15 protein-coding genes and 2 pseudogenes are annotated in these 16,463 nt (G+C 50.3%); 10 read left to right on the top strand and 7 right to left on the bottom strand.

Annotated elements, in window-relative coordinates; genetic code table 11:
- Positions 1-64 precede the first annotated feature (64 nt).
- Positions 65-874 (bottom strand): Cof-type HAD-IIB family hydrolase, encoded by an 810-nt coding sequence (locus ACLJQJ_RS03185; RefSeq protein ID WP_000217910.1) that lies wholly within the window; start codon positions 872-874, stop codon positions 65-67.
- Between the two features lie 261 nt (positions 875-1,135).
- Here ACLJQJ_RS03185 and ACLJQJ_RS03180 point away from each other — a divergent pair, with 261 nt between their 5' ends.
- A complete protein-coding gene (locus ACLJQJ_RS03180) occupies positions 1,136-2,401 on the top strand; it encodes a DUF1479 domain-containing protein (protein ID WP_001586229.1) in 1,266 nt (421 codons plus the stop codon).
- 121 nt (positions 2,402-2,522) lie between these two features.
- Here ACLJQJ_RS03180 and ACLJQJ_RS03175 read toward each other — a convergent pair.
- A pseudogene (locus tag ACLJQJ_RS03175) lies at positions 2,523-2,606 on the bottom strand (hypothetical protein); the annotation flags it as partial.
- Between ACLJQJ_RS03175 and ACLJQJ_RS03170 the strand changes: the two are divergent.
- Positions 2,597-3,325, top strand: a pseudogene (locus ACLJQJ_RS03170) (Cof-type HAD-IIB family hydrolase); the annotation flags it as partial. The pseudogenes ACLJQJ_RS03175 and ACLJQJ_RS03170 sit on opposite strands and share 10 nt — an antisense overlap.
- A gap of 28 nt (positions 3,326-3,353) precedes the next feature.
- Here the strand turns inward: ACLJQJ_RS03170 and ACLJQJ_RS03165 are convergent.
- Together ACLJQJ_RS03165 and ACLJQJ_RS03160 are read right to left on the bottom strand one after the other, a co-directional pair.
- Positions 3,354-4,097, bottom strand: a complete 744-nt coding sequence (locus ACLJQJ_RS03165) for a DUF4261 domain-containing protein (protein ID WP_010988985.1) — start codon at positions 4,095-4,097, stop codon at positions 3,354-3,356.
- Between the two features lie 399 nt (positions 4,098-4,496).
- Positions 4,497-6,089, bottom strand: a complete 1,593-nt coding sequence (locus ACLJQJ_RS03160) for an ABC-F family ATPase (RefSeq protein ID WP_000961479.1) — start codon at positions 6,087-6,089, stop codon at positions 4,497-4,499.
- A gap of 218 nt (positions 6,090-6,307) precedes the next feature.
- On the opposite strand from ACLJQJ_RS03160, the gene ldtB reads away from it, so the two are divergent.
- Positions 6,308-7,228 (top strand): L,D-transpeptidase, encoded by a 921-nt coding sequence (gene ldtB, locus ACLJQJ_RS03155; protein WP_001056404.1) that lies wholly within the window; start codon positions 6,308-6,310, stop codon positions 7,226-7,228.
- Between the two features lie 43 nt (positions 7,229-7,271).
- Here ldtB and ACLJQJ_RS03150 read toward each other — a convergent pair whose 3' ends face one another.
- Both ACLJQJ_RS03150 and mntR read right to left on the bottom strand, forming a co-directional pair.
- A complete protein-coding gene (locus ACLJQJ_RS03150) occupies positions 7,272-8,384 on the bottom strand; it encodes an anion transporter (RefSeq protein ID WP_000050089.1) in 1,113 nt (370 codons plus the stop codon).
- Positions 8,381-8,854: a manganese-binding transcriptional regulator MntR gene (gene mntR / locus ACLJQJ_RS03145; protein ID WP_000533542.1), complete on the bottom strand. Its 474-nt coding sequence runs from the start codon at positions 8,852-8,854 to the stop codon at positions 8,381-8,383. Before mntR ends, ACLJQJ_RS03150 begins: the two co-directional genes overlap by 4 nt.
- A gap of 185 nt (positions 8,855-9,039) precedes the next feature.
- On the opposite strand from mntR, the gene mntS reads away from it, so the two are divergent.
- Both mntS and ACLJQJ_RS03135 read left to right on the top strand, forming a co-directional pair.
- The gene (gene mntS / locus ACLJQJ_RS03140; protein ID WP_001001755.1) at positions 9,040-9,168 is read left to right on the top strand and encodes a manganase accumulation protein MntS; all 129 of its coding nucleotides are present in this window, start codon (positions 9,040-9,042) and stop codon (positions 9,166-9,168) included.
- Between the two features lie 264 nt (positions 9,169-9,432).
- Positions 9,433-11,013: a phosphoethanolamine transferase gene (locus ACLJQJ_RS03135; protein ID WP_001089315.1), complete on the top strand. Its 1,581-nt coding sequence runs from the start codon at positions 9,433-9,435 to the stop codon at positions 11,011-11,013.
- A 62-nt stretch (positions 11,014-11,075) separates the two neighbouring features.
- On the opposite strand, the gene ompX is transcribed toward ACLJQJ_RS03135, so the two are convergent.
- Positions 11,076-11,591 carry an outer membrane protein OmpX gene (gene ompX / locus ACLJQJ_RS03130; protein ID WP_000716763.1) on the bottom strand — a complete coding sequence of 172 codons (516 nt, stop codon included), beginning with the start codon at positions 11,589-11,591 and terminating at the stop codon, positions 11,076-11,078.
- 353 nt (positions 11,592-11,944) lie between these two features.
- Here ompX and rhtA point away from each other — a divergent pair, with 353 nt between their 5' ends.
- The 5 genes from rhtA (at position 11,945) to glnQ (ending at position 16,384) form a co-directional block, all read left to right on the top strand.
- Complete coding sequence (rhtA, locus tag ACLJQJ_RS03125; protein ID WP_001119554.1) at positions 11,945-12,832, top strand: threonine/homoserine exporter RhtA; 888 nt, start codon at positions 11,945-11,947, stop codon at positions 12,830-12,832.
- A gap of 302 nt (positions 12,833-13,134) precedes the next feature.
- Positions 13,135-13,638 (top strand): DNA starvation/stationary phase protection protein Dps, encoded by a 504-nt coding sequence (gene dps / locus ACLJQJ_RS03120; protein WP_000100805.1) that lies wholly within the window; start codon positions 13,135-13,137, stop codon positions 13,636-13,638.
- Between the two features lie 476 nt (positions 13,639-14,114).
- Complete coding sequence (glnH, locus tag ACLJQJ_RS03115; RefSeq protein WP_000838671.1) at positions 14,115-14,861, top strand: glutamine ABC transporter substrate-binding protein GlnH; 747 nt, start codon at positions 14,115-14,117, stop codon at positions 14,859-14,861.
- 144 nt (positions 14,862-15,005) lie between these two features.
- Positions 15,006-15,665 carry a glutamine ABC transporter permease GlnP gene (gene glnP, locus ACLJQJ_RS03110; protein ID WP_001159076.1) on the top strand — a complete coding sequence of 220 codons (660 nt, stop codon included), beginning with the start codon at positions 15,006-15,008 and terminating at the stop codon, positions 15,663-15,665.
- Positions 15,662-16,384, top strand: coding sequence for a glutamine ABC transporter ATP-binding protein GlnQ (gene glnQ, locus ACLJQJ_RS03105; RefSeq protein WP_000569093.1), 723 nt, complete (start codon positions 15,662-15,664; stop codon positions 16,382-16,384). The genes glnP and glnQ overlap by 4 nt, the downstream gene beginning before the upstream one ends.
- The last annotated feature ends 79 nt before the right edge of the window (positions 16,385-16,463 follow it).

The following is a 16,463-nucleotide window of genomic DNA, read 5'->3' as shown; positions in this document are numbered from 1 at the left end:
CATCGGCAATATGTCCGAACCGCCTGATGGCGCTACGTTTAACAGGCCTACGCAGGCCTGTTAATCAGAAGGGATCGGTGCCGTCAAGCACGGCCTGAATGACGTTGAGCGCGCCTTGATGGTTATTATCATCAGTGTGATAACGTGAAAGCGCTTTGATATTGTCTGCGGCATTGCCCATGGCAAAAGAGTAATGCGCCATTTTCAACATTTCCGCATCATTACCGCTGTCGCCAATGGCGACGACATTCTGTGGCGACCTGTTCCAGCGCTTTAACAGACGACTGATGCCATTCGCTTTATGCAGTCCCGGGATAATCAGGTCGATAAAACCGAAGCCGCTGGTGACGGGCTTCATGATGCCATCCAGAGATACGTGCAGTTTGTCGATAACCAGCGGAATTTGTTCATCCGGCAAATTCAGGGAGAACTTAAACAGGATATCGTCAATGTCGTGATAATCGTTTACCGGCTGCAGGCGGTGATAATGTTTGGCCATCAGCGCCACGAAAGTCTCGGGAGCGTTTTTGCTGACATAAGCGCTTTTCAGACCACAGGCGACGAAGTTAAGCTGCTTATCCTTCAGCAGTTCGCCAATCACAATACGCGATTCATGCCGGGTTAGCTCCCCGTGAAACAACTGCTTGCCATGTTCATACACCAGCGCGCCATTTTCTGCGACAAAGGAAATTTCGTCTTTCAGCTCGGGGAAGAAGGAGATCAACTGGTAGTACTGATTACCGCTGGCGACCACAAATTCGATATTACGTTTTTTCAGTTCCTGGTATTGCGCCATGAAGCGTACACGATCGTACTGCTTGGCATCGTCGAGAAAAGTGCCGTCCATATCGGTAACGACAACGTTAACGGTCATACTTAAGCTCCTGGCTGTAACTGCGACCAGAAACATTTTAATAACAATGTGAGCAGAACCACAAATTTATTTCGAATGAAAAGTAGCTGAACGAAAGGAATAGCCGCATAAGACATTAAGGCGTCCTGGCCACCTTACGTTTTCCTCTCGCTTCCCTCTTTGTGCGCCCCTGCAATATTTTAAACTTGCATTAACCTTATTTTAACTTAAAGTATCACATGTAACTAATTTTACTTTCGAACGAAAGATGATGAGGTTGATATGACGACTCCTTTTACCCACGAAACGCTACCCGCCGACCCAAAAGCGGCCATTCGTCAGATGAAGCAGGCGCTACGCGCGCAAATCGGCGACGTACAGGCGGTGTTCGACCGTTTGAGCGCCACCATAGCAGCCCGGGTGGCGGAAATTAACGATCTGAAAGCGCAGGGACAGCCGGTATGGCCAATTATCCCTTTTAGCGAACTGGCGATGGGCAACATTAGCGATGCCACCCGCGCCGAGGTTAAGCGCCGCGGGTGCGCGGTGATTAAAGGTCATTTTCCACGCGAACAGGCGCTGGCATGGGACCAGTCGATGCTCGACTATCTGGACAAGAACCATTTTGACGAGGTGTATAAAGGACCGGGGGATAATTTTTTCGGTACGCTGAGCGCCTCCCGGCCTGAAATCTATCCTGTCTACTGGTCGCAGGCGCAAATGCAGGCCCGCCAAAGTGAAGAGATGGCGCTGGCGCAGTCGTTCCTCAACCGTCTATGGCAGGTAGAGCACGACGGCAAGCGATGGTTTAATCCGGATATCAGCATCATTTACCCGGATCGCATCCGTCGCCGCCCGCCGGGCACCACATCCAAAGGACTGGGAGCGCATACCGACTCCGGCGCGCTGGAACGCTGGCTGCTGCCAGCCTATCAGCAGGTATTCGCCAGCGTGTTTAACGGCAACGTCGAGCAGTACGATCCGTGGAATGCGGCGCACCGTACCGAAGTTGAAGAGTATACGGTGGATAACACCACAAAATGCTCGGTATTTCGCACCTTCCAGGGCTGGACCGCGCTCTCCGATATGCTGCCCGGTCAGGGGTTGCTTCATGTCGTCCCTATCCCGGAGGCGATGGCGTATATTCTGCTGCGCCCGCTGCTGGATGATGTCCCGGAAGATGAATTATGCGGCGTCGCGCCGGGCCGGGTGCTGCCGATTTCTGAACAGTGGCATCCTTTACTGATGGCGGCGTTAACCAGCATTCCGCCGCTGGAAGCCGGGGATTCCGTGTGGTGGCATTGCGATGTCATCCACTCCGTCGCCCCCGTCGAAAACCAGCAGGGCTGGGGCAATGTGATGTACATTCCTGCCGCGCCAATGTGTGAGAAAAATCTGGCCTATGCGCGTAAGGTGAAAGCGGCGCTGGAGACAGGCGCATCACCGGGCGATTTCCCGCGCGAGGACTATGAAACCACCTGGGAAGGGCGCTTCACGCTGCGCGATCTGAATATTCACGGTAAACGGGCATTAGGTATGGACGTTTGACGGTCGTACCGCCCTGCCCGCTCACCTGCGGTGTGCCCTTTTCCTGGGCGCACCCGTCTTACCGAACCTACGCGCCAGGATACGTAGGCCCGGTAAGCACAGCGCCACCGGGCGTCAGTGTTTAGCTTTCAATCCCTTTACTACGCAAATAATCGTCGTAGTTGCCGCTGAAGTCCACCACGCGCTCCGGCGTAATTTCAGGAACTGAAAAAGCGCGGCATTGAGTTCGTTGTCGCCAGCGGTAATCAGTATTACCAGCTTATTTCGTTCTTTCCTGAGCTAAAGGATGAGATCTCTTTTGTCGCGGAAAACGGCGCACTGGTTTACGAACATGGCAAGCAACTGTTCCACGGCGAACTGACCCGGCATGAATCGCGGATTGTGATTGGCAAGTTGCTGAAAGATAAGCAACTTAATTTTGTCGCCTGCGGTCTGCAAAGTGCATATGTCAGCGAAAATGCGCCAGAAGCATTCGTTACCCTGATGGCAAAACACTACCATCGCCTGAAACCTGTAAAAGATTATCAGGAGATTGATGACGTACTGTTCAAGTTTTCACTCAACCTACCGGATGAACAAATCCCGTTAGTGATCGACAAACTACACGTTACGCTCAATGGCATTATGAAGCCCGTCACAAGTGGTTTTGACTTTATCGATCTGATTATTCCCGGCCTGCATAAAGCAAACGGTATTTCGCGGTTACTGAAACGCTGGGATCTGTCGCCACAGAATGTCGTCGCCATTGGCGACAGCGGCAATGACGCAGAGATGCTTAAAATGGCGCGTTATTCCTTTGCGATGGACAATGCCGCAGAAAACATTAAACAAATCGCCCGTTACGCTACCGATAATAATAAGCATGAAGGCGCACTGAATGTGATTCAGGCGGTGCTGGAAAATAAGGTGCCGTTTACACTTTAACGAGAGTCGGGGCAATTGCCCCGATTTCTCAATGAGCATTACACTCATCTTCTTCAATCAGTTCAACCACTAATGTGGTTCCAGGCCCCTGTAAGTAATATTCATCGTCAAGGGGATCGCGCAGTTTCATAAATGTCGTTTTACCGACTTGCATGGTATGCCCGGCAGCCATTTCTGCTCCACTTTCAAGCAGGTAACGCAGAACATTATTGAAAATATCAGAATATTTTTGCCCTTCGTGATGGCCTTGTGCGTGTGCTGCGAAATCTGGTAGCCCAAAGCAATCAGCACCATAGGTACGCATCCATACGCCTTCGATATCCTCAACTTCATATTTCACAAATCCACAAAATAGAGAGGTCAGCGGGAAACCTTCACGCAACATTTCCAGACTATGCTTACCCAACTCCTGAGACTTAAATACCCCCGCAGGTAATGAAGTGTGAGCCGATTCATTTAATACAGCGACAGCCCCCATGTTACTTAATGCACCTGCAACCACAGCCAACGCAACATATTGCTCTAAAGGTGAAGTATCATACCCCTTATAATATAAAATAATATTTGCACTGGTTGCCCGTACTTGCTCTTTTACTTCCTGGGGATAATGAGCTGGCGCGACACATTGTTCGATTGATTCCTGGGGGTAAGGCGTTTTAAATCCAACCATCGATATTACATGCTTACCCCATCCTGCTAAACCAAAAAAATCCAGTTCAGGGACAAGTTCACACGTTGCCTGTTTCATACTGGAATGATAATTACGCAACAAGCGGGTGAGTTCTTTTGAATTATTTTCCGGGAGAGTATCAAATACAACAACTAAACTTAGTGGGTTATCAATTTCAGCATTCGCTACTAAAACACCTTGTATATTAGATGAGTTTTTTTCTTTACGGCCAAAAAAGCGTTCCAAAATGCTCATATTTATTCCTTTTGTTGAACAATAAAGGAATATAAAATAGCACTTGAATTCTTATAAAGAAAATAACATTACAATATGTTTACCACAAAATATATTCGCAATTTTTATGATAGATCCTCTTCTTTCATTTAATTTTAAAATCGAATATTAAGAGTATATATAATTTTCACATTGCATTCGGAAAAAATAAAAATTACCTTGTTAACATTCTGTAACCCCGACGCTATCGGGGTTACAGACAATAACTTACTCGATCCCTTTACTACGCAAATAATCGTCGTAGTTGCCGCTGAAGTCCACCACGCGCTCCGGCGTAATTTCAATGACGCGGGTTGCCAGCGAGCTGACGAACTCACGGTCGTGCGAAACAAAGATCAGCGTGCCCTGATACAGTTCCAGCGCCATATTCAGCGATTCGATCGACTCCATATCCAGGTGGTTAGTCGGTTCGTCCATGATCAGGATATTCGGCTTTTGCATCATCAGTTTGCCGAACAGCATACGGCCCTTCTCGCCACCGGAGAGGACTTTCGCAGGCTTTTTGATATCATCCTGGCTAAATAGCAGGCGGCCCAGAATACTGCGCACTGCCTGCTCGTCGTCGCCTTCCTGCTTCCACTGACTCATCCACTCAAACACCGTCAGGTCATTTTCGAATTCATATTCGTGGTCCTGCGCGTAGTAACCAATACGCGCGTTTTCCGACCATTTAACGGTGCCATGATCGGCGTCCAGATCGCCAACCAGCGTCTTCAGCAGCGTAGATTTACCCACGCCATTGGTGCCGAGTACTGCCAGCTTCTCGCCGACTTCGAGCAGCAAATTGACATTTTTAAACAGCGGACCGTTATCAAAACCTTTCGTCAACGCTTCCACTTCCAGAGCGTTACGGAACAGTTTTTTATCCTGCTCAAAACGGATGAACGGGTTCTGACGGCTGGAGGCTTTCACCTCTTCCAGCTTGATTTTATCAATCTGCCGCGCGCGCGACGTTGCCTGACGCGATTTAGAGGCATTGGCGCTAAAACGGCTAACAAAAGATTGCAGCTCGGCAATTTGCGCTTTTTTCTTCGCATTATCGGCCAACAGACGTTCACGCGCCTGGGTCGCCGCCGTCATATACTCATCATAGTTACCCGGATAGACGCGCAAGTCGCCGTAATCCAGATCCGCCATATGCGTACAAACCATGTTCAGGAAGTGACGGTCGTGCGAAATGATGATCATCGTGCTATCGCGCTCGTTCAGCACCTGCTCCAGCCAACGGATAGTATCAATATCCAGGTTGTTGGTCGGTTCGTCGAGCAACAGGATGTCCGGATTAGAGAATAACGCCTGCGCCAGCAGCACACGCAATTTCCAGCCTGGCGCGACTTCACTCATCAGACCGTAATGCTGCTCCAGCGGGATGCCCACCCCCAACAGCAGTTCGCCCGCGCGCGCCTCAGCGGAATAACCGTCCATCTCGCCGTATTTTACTTCCAGATCGGCGACTTTATAGCCGTCTTCTTCGCTCATTTCCGGCAAGGCGTAGATACGGTCGCGCTCCTGCTTGACTTCCCACAGTTCACCATGCCCCATAATGACAGTATCAAGTACGGTGAATGTTTCAAAAGCGAACTGGTCCTGACGCAGCTTACCGATGCGCTCATTCGGATCGAGGGAAACATTGCCCAGCGTCGGCTCCAGGTCGCCGCCGAGGATTTTCATAAAAGTGGACTTTCCGCTACCGTTGGCGCCAATCAGGCCGTAACGGTTGCCGCCGCCAAATTTGACGGAAATGTTTTCGAACAGCGGCTTACTGCCGAACTGCATGGTAACGTTGCTGGAAACTAACACAGGCTTATCCTGAAAAAAGATGTGACAAACCGCTTATTATGCCACAAGTCTGAAATAAGATCGCGCCCTGTACAAAGGGCTACACTGAACCGTAAGGGAAAAAAACGTGATTTCGTACACATCTGAATTCCCTGTTTACTGGAATGCACCTATAATGCGCTCCCAACATGACAGAATTCTCAACCTACTAGCCTGCTTGGCACAGAATCTCGCATAACATGAATATGAAATTAACAACGCTTTTCGCGGCGGCTTTCGCTGTAGTTGGTTTTTGTAAAACAGCCTCAGCAGTCACTTACCCGCTGCCTACCGATGGTAGCCGTTTAATTGGGCAAAATCAGGTCATCACCGTTCCGGAGGGCAATACCCAGCCGCTGGAGTATTTTGCCGCGGAGTATCAGATGGGGCTCTCCAACATGCTGGAAGCCAACCCTGGCGTGGATACCTTCCTGCCGAAGGGCGGTACCGTGCTGAATATTCCGCAGCAGCTGATCCTGCCGGATACCGTACACGAAGGCATTATCATCAATAGCGCGGAAATGCGCCTCTATTACTACCCGAAAGGCACAAACACCGTTATCGTCCTGCCGATTGGGATCGGTCAGTTAGGTAAAGACACGCCTATCAACTGGACGACCAAAGTTGAACGTAAAAAAGCCGGTCCGACCTGGACGCCTACGGCAAAAATGCACGCTGAATATCGCGCCGCCGGCGAGCCGCTGCCTGCCGTCGTGCCTGCGGGCCCGGATAACCCGATGGGTCTGTACGCGCTGTACATCGGTCGCCTGTATGCTATTCACGGCACCAACGCCAACTTCGGCATCGGGCTTCGCGTGAGCCACGGCTGCGTGCGTCTGCGCAACGACGATATCAAATTCCTGTTTGAAAATGTGCCGGTCGGTACCCGCGTGCAGTTTATCGATGAACCGGTAAAAGCCACCACCGAGCCGGACGGTAGCCGTTACATTGAGGTGCATAACCCGCTGTCAACGACGGAGGCGCAGTTTGAAGGTAAGGAAGCGGTGCCGATCACGCTTAATAAGAGTATCCTGGCCGTTACCAACGAGCCTGACGTTGATCAGACCGTCGTACAACAGGCGGTTCAGGATCGTTCCGGGATGCCGGTTCGTCTGAACTGACAGACTCTGCCTGTGAAGCCCGATAGACACTATCGGGCTTCTCTTACGGCATCAGTTGCAATAATCCATATCCCACCAGCGCCGCCCATGCCAGCATCGGTAGCGAATAGAAATGAAATCGCCACCAGATTCGGCGATCGTTCGCCATCCGTAAAGCAATAAGATTTGCCAGCGACCCCGGCAGCAGACCAAACCCGCCGATATTCACCGCCCACGCCAGCAACGTCGAGGCCGGTACATAGTTCAGCAGGAGAATGGTACTGGGCACATTACTGATAACCTGCGACAGGCCGATAGCGGTTAGCCAAAGTCCCAGGTGAGACAGTGCGCCAACCTGGTTGAAAACGCCCTGCAACGCCGGCAATTGCGTTAGCAGATGGACATCAATAAACATCGCCATAAATACCAACAGCAGCGTCCAGTCCACGCTGACTATCACCCTGCGCGCCAGCACAATAAACCCAGCAGCCACCAACACCAGTCCCCATAACTCTTGCCTGAGCTCCAGCGCGGTAAGAAAAACGACATATAATGCCAGGCAACTCCACACCAGACGGGGCTGCCACTGCGGCGAACGCGTACCGGTATGGTACTGTAACGCCCTACCCGGAAAACAAAACCAGCACAGGAGCAGTAACGTCAGCATCATCATGACGGCAAGCGGCGCCATTTGCCCGCTAAATTCAGCAAAGGTTAAGCCGGAGCGTCCCCACAACAGAATATTTTGCGGATTACCGACAGGCGTCAGCAGCGAACCGGCGTTCACCGCCAACGCTTCAAAAATAATCAATCGGTTGACCGGAATCGCGCACAGTTTTTTTAACGTTATCGTCAGCGGCACAACGATAAACAGCGCGACATCGTTTGTCAGAAAGGTCGACAGCGCCGCTGCAGCCAGCACCAGGAACATCGCCAGTTGCCGCTCGGTATGAAATCGGCGCGTCATCTTGCGTCCCAGCACATCAAAATAGCCGCTCAGCTCAACGCCTTTAGTGAGCAACATTAACCCACTGAGGGTAATAATGGTGTGCCAGTCAATCGCGCCAGGCCAGGCGCGGGGCGCAAAAGGAACAAACAGGCTTAACGCCATCCCCACAATGATCAACAACTGAAAAAAACGGTCACGCCGCAGCGCCCGTAAAAAGGCCAGACTCATTCTGCAGATGTTCCATGCTGTTGCGTGAAGGCCAAAAAGGCATCTAATGTCTCCTGGCTGACATGGTGTTCCATCCCTTCCGCATCACGACGCGCGATTTCCGGGCTTACGCCTAATACCAGTAAAAAATTTTCGACAATTTGATGCCGCTCGCGGCTTTCCTGCGCCAGCTTCTCCCCTTCCGGCGTCAGAAAAACGCCGCGCCAGGGGATCATTTGAATAAATCCTAACGATGCCAGGCGCTTAAGCATTTTGGCCACAGTCGGCTGGGAGACGCCGAGCCGCGCCGCCATATCCACCTGACGCGCTTCCCCTACCTCAATAATTAAATCGGAAATCAGCTCAACGTAGTCGTCTATCAACTCACGGCGATGCGCCTCTCTGACCTGACGAAATCCTTCAACGTGTTCTTCTACGTTCACCAATTGCGTCACTTTTTTTGTTGTTGGCGTACCTGCGCGACGACCCATTTTGCTTCCTCGTTTCTGTGACGCGTTAACGCGTCAGCTGACAGAGCGCTCATTGTAAACCAGAGTTGTCCGGGCACAAAAAATTAACGTTTTAGCAATAGCTATAAAACATAGCCTGTGCTATATCTGTATGTAATGCAGACATCCCTCACGGATCGATGGGATAGAAACATCAGGAGGTTTATATGAACGAATTTAAGAGGTGTATACGCGTGTTCAGTCACTCTCCCTTTAAAGTCCGGTTAATGCTGCTCTCTATGTTGTGCGATATGATCAACGGCAAACCGGAGCAGGATAACCCTTCCACGAAATAAGGCGGCGGTGCGGTACGCCGCTTTATTTTGCATCCTCAACGGAAATGGCGCCCATTTCCCCTGTTTTTTTGTGGTTTTGCTATTCTCTTCGCAAAACATTTTCTTTCCGGCGGTTGACCTTCTTACCCGCACGCTCTATCTTCTGGCAGCCCTGAATATTTTGCGACTCGCCGTTGCGAACCCAATACCTTTTTTACGCATAATCAGGCAGGTAATGACCCTTCGCGCCAGGGTTAGCACATGGCGTTTTTGCAATAGTGGCATATGAATTCAACCCTTATCGATTCACTTCTCGCCCGTCGTCGGGCGGTAAGCCCGTGGGCGGGCCTCTACTTTTTACAGTCGCTGCTGATTAACCTCGCGCTCGGCTATCCCTTTAGCCTGCTTTATACCGCGGCGTTTACCTGCCTGTTGCTGTTGCTCTGGCGCTACCTGCCCCGCGGACAAAAAGCGCTGCTCGGCATCTGTTCGCTGGTAGCCGCTTGCTATTTTCCCTTTGGCCAGGCTTACGGAGCGCCGAACTTTAATACGCTGCTGGCGCTGCACTCCACCAATATGGAAGAGTCGAGCGAAATCCTGACCATCTTCCCGTGGTATAGCTACCTGACCGGACTTTTTATTTTTGCGCTGGGTATTATTGCGCTTCGCCGCCGAAAAGAAGAGGTCAAGCCGCGCTGGAATAGCCTCGACAGCCTGTGCCTGCTGATTAGCGTCGCGGCATTTTTCGTCGCGCCGGTACAAAATCTGGCGTGGGGCGGCGTTTTTAAGGTTATTGATACCGGCTATCCGGTTTTTCGCTTCGCCAAAGACGTTATCGTCAATAACAACGAAGTCATTGAAGAGCAGCACCGTATGGCGCAGCTATCCGGCATAAAAGATAGCTGGACGGTTACTGCGGTGAAACCCAGATATCACATCTATGTCGTGGTGATTGGTGAAAGCGCGCGACGGGATGCCATGGGCGCTTTCGGCGGCCACTGGGATAATACCCCCTTCGCCAGCCATGTGAATGGCGACTTCTTTATGGATTACATCGCCGCCAGCGGCTCAACGCAAAAATCGCTCGGTTTAACGCTCAATCGCGTGGTGGATAACAAACCGCAGTATCAGGATAATTTCGTCACGCTGGCTAACCGCGCCGGTTTTCAGACATGGTGGTTTTCCAATCAGGGGCAAATCGGCGAATACGACACGGCCATCGCCAGTATCGCCAAACGCGCCGATGAAGCGCATTTCCTGAAAAACGGCGATTTTGAAGCGGATAAAAATACTCGCGACGACGCGCTGTTAACCATGACGGCGCAGGTATTGGCGACAGAACGCACGCAACCGCAGTTGATTGTGTTGCATTTAATGGGATCGCATCCCCAGGCCTGCGACCGCACTCAGGGAAAATACGCGACGTTTGTCCAGTCGAAAGAGACGTCTTGTTATTTATACACCATGACGCAAACCGACGATTTGCTCCGTCAGCTCTATACTCAGCTTCGTCATAGCGGCGACAGTTTTTCGCTCGTCTATTTCTCCGATCACGGACTGGCGTTTAAAGAGCGCGGCAAAGCGGTACAGTACCTGGCGCATGACGACAAATTCCAGCAAAACTTCCAGGTGCCGTTTATGGTGCTATCCAGCGACAGTAAAGCGCATCGGATCATTAAAGCTCGCCGTTCCGCGAACGATTTCCTGAGTTTTTTCTCGCAATGGACAGGAATTAGCGCTAAAGAGATCAAAAATCGCTATCGTTTTATTTCGGAGCAGAAAGCCGGGCCCGTTTATATCACCAATTTCAAATTACAAAAAGTGGACTATAACCATCTGGGCAGCGATATTTTTTCACTAAAATAATGCATGTTTCAGGCAAAAAAAATCCGCCCCGAAAGGCGGATTTTTCATTTTCACCGACGTGATTAGAAGCGGTAACCTACGCCAGCAATCCAGGTGCCAACGTCAACGCTACGAATACGGCTCTGCTCGTAAGAGAAGTCCAGAGCAACATTTTCCATCGGGTTGAATTGCAGACCAGCGCCATAGGAGAAGCCATAATCGCTGGTGTCATGTTTGTAGGTTGGGTAATCGGTCGTCTGGAATTTACCGTAACCCACACCGACTACACCGTAGATGCTCGCCCAATCGTTCAGACGGTAAGCCGGGCCGGCAGTGATGCCGTAGTACTGACCTTTGTTGTAATCGCCCGCACCGTTAGTACGATCTTTTTCGGTGTAGGTGAAGGAACCGATTACGCCCAGCGGGTTGTCGTCCTGCTCGTAACGATACTTCAAGTTGAAACCGCTCATTTTATTCGCTACGCCCTGCGCGTCGCTCTGAGCGTAACCACCGGTAACGGTAGAAGTAGCAGCTACTGCAGTACCTGCGGAAAAAGCCAGAACAGCGGCCAGTGCTGAAAGACATGCAATTTTTTTCATAACCACCTCAAATGTGCTTCAAGTAAGTCCTAAGTTTTAAATATATCAAAAATTAATGGGAAACTCTTTGCGATTCACGGTGTCTAAGGGCGCCTTTCATGTAACAGAACGTTTCCATATCGCGCTATCTTATTCAATTAACATCACTTTTCCGGCTGATTGCACCAATAATGCGCGTGCGGCGCGATACATTCATCCAGATTATTCCTAAACTAACAGTCTATTTATCCATCAATTTAAGTTCATTTTATGGAATCCTGGAAATTTTTTTTCAACAAATCCTCAACCGCCGCGGGGAATTTCCATTACACTGCCACCTTTACTCGTACTGACATTTTTTGACAGGAGAAAGGATGCCGGGGTCAACACGTAAACTACCAGTCTGGTTGCCCATTTTGGTTTTGCTCATTGCCATGTCCTCTATTCAGAGTGGCGCTTCACTGGCGAAATCGTTATTTCCTCTTGTCGGCGCGCCGGGCGTAACGGCGCTTCGTCTGGCGTTGGGAACGCTTATCCTTATCGCCTTTTTCAAACCCTGGCGTTTGCGTTTTGCCAAAGAGCAGCGGCTGCCTTTACTGTTTTATGGTCTGTCGCTGGGCGGGATGAACTATTTATTCTATCTGTCGATTCAGACGGTGCCGTTGGGTATTGCGGTCGCGCTGGAATTTACCGGTCCTCTGGCGGTCGCGCTGTTTTCATCCCGGCGGCCGGTAGATTTTATTTGGGTCGTACTGGCTGTGCTTGGGCTCTGGTTCCTGCTGCCATTAGGGCAAGATATGTCTCACGTCGATCTTACCGGGGCCGCGTTGGCGCTCGGCGCTGGCGCCTGTTGGGCTGTCTATATTCTTACCGGCCAGCGAGCAGGCGCGGAACATGGTCCGGCCACGGTGGCGGTAGGCTCGCTGATTGCCGCCATCATTTTCGTGCCGATTGGCGCAGTTCAGGCTGGCGACGCGCTATGGCACTGGTCGATTCTTCCCTTAGGGTTAGCGGTCGCTGTGCTTTCTACGGCGCTGCCTTATTCACTGGAAATGATTGCACTGACGCGCCTGCCAACCCGCACCTTCGGTACGCTGATGAGCATGGAACCCGCGCTGGCCGCCGTTTCCGGGATGATTTTTCTGGGCGAAACGCTTACGGGCATACAAATCCTGGCCCTGTGCGCCATCATTGCCGCCTCAATGGGTTCTACCCTAACGATTCGACGCGAACCGCAAATTAAACAAGTTGACGTAAAATAGTTTCTTATTCTGCATGATGTGCATAATCATGCAGAATATCACCTCGTTATTCACCTTTTATTATCGCGCTATTACTTCGTCATTTTTTGTCATATTTTTTCTCATTTTTTACATTAAAATGAGAATTATTACCCACCAAACAACAAACTTGCCTAACTAATTGATTTATAATCAAAATAAATATTAAATCTTGTCTGTACTATTAAAGTGATAGGTAAATTCAAAAAAGCAAAGTTAAAAACCGGTGCTATACTTATTTTCGTTAATTACCTGGGACACAAACATCAAGAGGATATGAGATTATGAGTACCGCTAAACTGGTAAAAACAAAAGCGTCTAATCTGCTTTATACCCGTAACGATGTATCAGAGAGCGATAAAAAAGCGACGGTTGAGTTGCTTAATCGTCAGGTGATCCAGTTCATTGACCTGTCGCTGATCACGAAACAGGCCCACTGGAACATGCGCGGTGCTAACTTTATTGCCGTTCATGAGATGCTGGATGGCTTCCGTACCGCACTGACCGATCATCTGGATACTATGGCCGAGCGCGCCGTACAGCTTGGCGGTGTGGCGTTAGGCACCACGCAAGTTATCAACAGCAAAACTCCACTGAAAAGCTATCCGCTCGACATCCATAACGTGCAGGATCACTTAAAAGAACTGGCCGATCGCTACGCTGTTGTCGCTAATGATGTTCGCAAAGCTATTGGTGAAGCCAAAGATGAAGACACTGCCGATATCTTTACCGCCGCATCACGCGACCTCGATAAATTCCTGTGGTTTATCGAATCCAACATCGAATAAATCTATCTCTACCCTGAATACTTCGAGTTGCAGGAAGGTACAAACGCAGCGAATCCGCAGGAGCTTGACTTCCGTCGGTCACTGAAGCGAACGCACCTGCAACTTGATGTACACAGGTATATAAGTCATCCCTATACCCCTGCCTGGCACAGGGGTTTTGCACTTAAATAGTGCACACGTCTTGTACTCCCCTCCGATAAAAGTGAATTATTTGTAATAATTACATCACACAATCGTTAATTAAAGATTGTTTTAACAACAATTTTTACGCTAAATAGACCCTGTATCTCTACTTTGTTATTCATGCACTAAATCAGTGCCCCAAAACGGTGCGGCATACTGGTTTTGCCCGACTTATTGTGCACAGGAATGATTGACGCTTCTGTTAAAACAATGAGTTACATAATTGGCATGATTTTTTCATTACGCTACATGTTCTCGCAGGGGATCGCCCCGTGGATAGAAAAGGAAATGCTATGAAGTCTCTATTAAAAGTTTCACTGGCTGCACTTACCCTGGCTTTTGCGGTGTCTTCGCACGCCGCGGATAAGAAACTCGTGGTGGCAACCGATACGGCGTTCGTTCCGTTTGAATTTAAACAGGGCGACAAATACGTCGGTTTTGATGTTGATCTGTGGGACGCTATCGCGAAAGAACTGAAGCTGGACTACACCCTGAAACCGATGGATTTCAGCGGCATTATTCCGGCATTACAAACCAAAAATATCGATCTGGCGCTGGCGGGTATTACGATTACGGACGAGCGTAAAAAAGCGATCGACTTTTCCGATGGCTATTACAAAAGCGGTCTGCTCGTGATGGTGAAAGCCAACAATAACGATATTAAAAGCGTTAAAGACCTCGATGGCAAAGTCGTTGCCGTGAAGAGCGGAACCGGGTCGGTGGATTACGCGAAAGCGAATATCAAAACCAAAGACCTGCGTCAGTTCCCGAACATTGATAACGCGTACATGGAATTAGGCACCAACCGCGCAGACGCCGTTCTGCACGATACGCCGAACATCCTGTACTTTATCAAAACCGCAGGCAACGGCCAGTTCAAGGCGGTAGGCGAATCGCTGGAAGCACAGCAATACGGAGTTGCCTTCCCGAAAGGCAGCGATGAACTGCGCGAGAAAGTCAACGGCGCGCTGAAAACGCTGCGTGAGAATGGCACCTATAACGAAATCTACAAAAAATGGTTCGGTACAGAACCTAAATAAAACGACCTGATGTTGGCTTGTGGCCCGGTAGTGAGGACGCTCACCGGGCCTACAGCTCTTTTCCGTGACGGATAAGACACTTTCCGCCATTTCCGCGCCGGATAGAGCATTTGACTATTTACACCACGGTAACAGGAACGACATATGCAGTTTGACTGGAGCGCCATCTGGCCCGCCATTCCGCTTTTGCTTGAGGGCGCTAAAATGACCCTGTGGATCTCGGTCCTCGGTCTGGCTGGCGGCCTGGTTATTGGACTGGCGGCAGGTTTTGCCCGTACGTTTGGCGGCTGGTTCGCTAACCACATCGCCCTGGTTTTCATTGAAATTATTCGCGGCACGCCCATCGTTGTCCAGGTCATGTTTATCTACTTTGCCCTGCCGATGGCATTTAATGATTTGCGTATTGATCCGTTCAGCGCAGCGGTCGTGACAATTATGATTAACTCCGGCGCTTATATCGCGGAAATTACTCGCGGCGCAGTACTATCCATTCACAAAGGTTTTCGCGAAGCGGGTCTGGCGCTGGGCCTTTCTCGCCGGGAAACCATCCGCCATGTTATTTTACCGCTTGCTCTGCGCCGTATGCTGCCGCCGCTGGGCAATCAGTGGATCATTAGCATCAAAGACACCTCGTTGTTTATTGTTATCGGCGTAGCCGAGCTGACCCGTCAGGGCCAGGAAATTATTGCCGGTAACTTTCGCGCCCTGGAAATCTGGAGCGCCGTGGCCGTCTTCTATTTGATCATTACGCTGGTGCTGAGCTTTATTTTGCGTCGTCTTGAAAGAAGGATGAAAATCCTGTGATTGAATTTAAAAACGTCTCCAAGCACTTTGGCCCCACCCAGGTGCTACATAACATTGATTTAAACATCCGTCAGGGCGAAGTGGTTGTGATTATCGGCCCTTCCGGTTCGGGTAAATCCACGTTATTACGCTGTATCAATAAACTGGAAGAGATCACCTCCGGCGATCTGATTGTCGATGGTCTGAAAGTCAACGATCCTAAAGTAGACGAACGGCTGATTCGCCAGGAAGCCGGCATGGTGTTTCAACAGTTTTATCTGTTCCCGCATCTGACCGCGCTCGAAAACGTGATGTTCGGTCCTCTGCGCGTGCGCGGCGTAAAGAAAGAAGAAGCGGAAAAACAGGCGAAAGCTCTGTTAGCGAAAGTTGGGCTGGCGGAACGGGCGCACCACTACCCCTCCGAGCTTTCCGGCGGTCAACAACAGCGCGTCGCTATTGCCCGAGCGCTGGCAGTGAAGCCGAAAATGATGCTCTTTGACGAGCCAACCTCCGCTCTGGACCCTGAACTGCGCCATGAAGTGCTGAAAGTCATGCAGGATCTGGCGGAAGAAGGCATGACCATGGTCATTGTCACTCACGAAATCGGCTTTGCCGAAAAAGTCGCCTCACGGCTGATTTTTATCGATAAAGGCCGTATTGCCGAAGATGGCAGTCCGCAGGCGTTGATCGAAAACCCGCCAAGCCCACGTTTACAGGAATTTTTACAGCACGTCTCCTGAGATATCGCCCTTCCTGCCCTGCGGCAGGGAGGGCATCATGGAATAGTCCCATTTCATTTTCCCTCCCCTGCGCCATCTA

It is taken from the genome of Salmonella sp. SAL04202 (genome assembly GCF_046550775.1).
In the GTDB taxonomy this organism is placed as follows: domain Bacteria; phylum Pseudomonadota; class Gammaproteobacteria; order Enterobacterales; family Enterobacteriaceae; genus Salmonella; species Salmonella enterica.
This window is presented reverse-complemented; position numbering and strand designations above follow the sequence as displayed.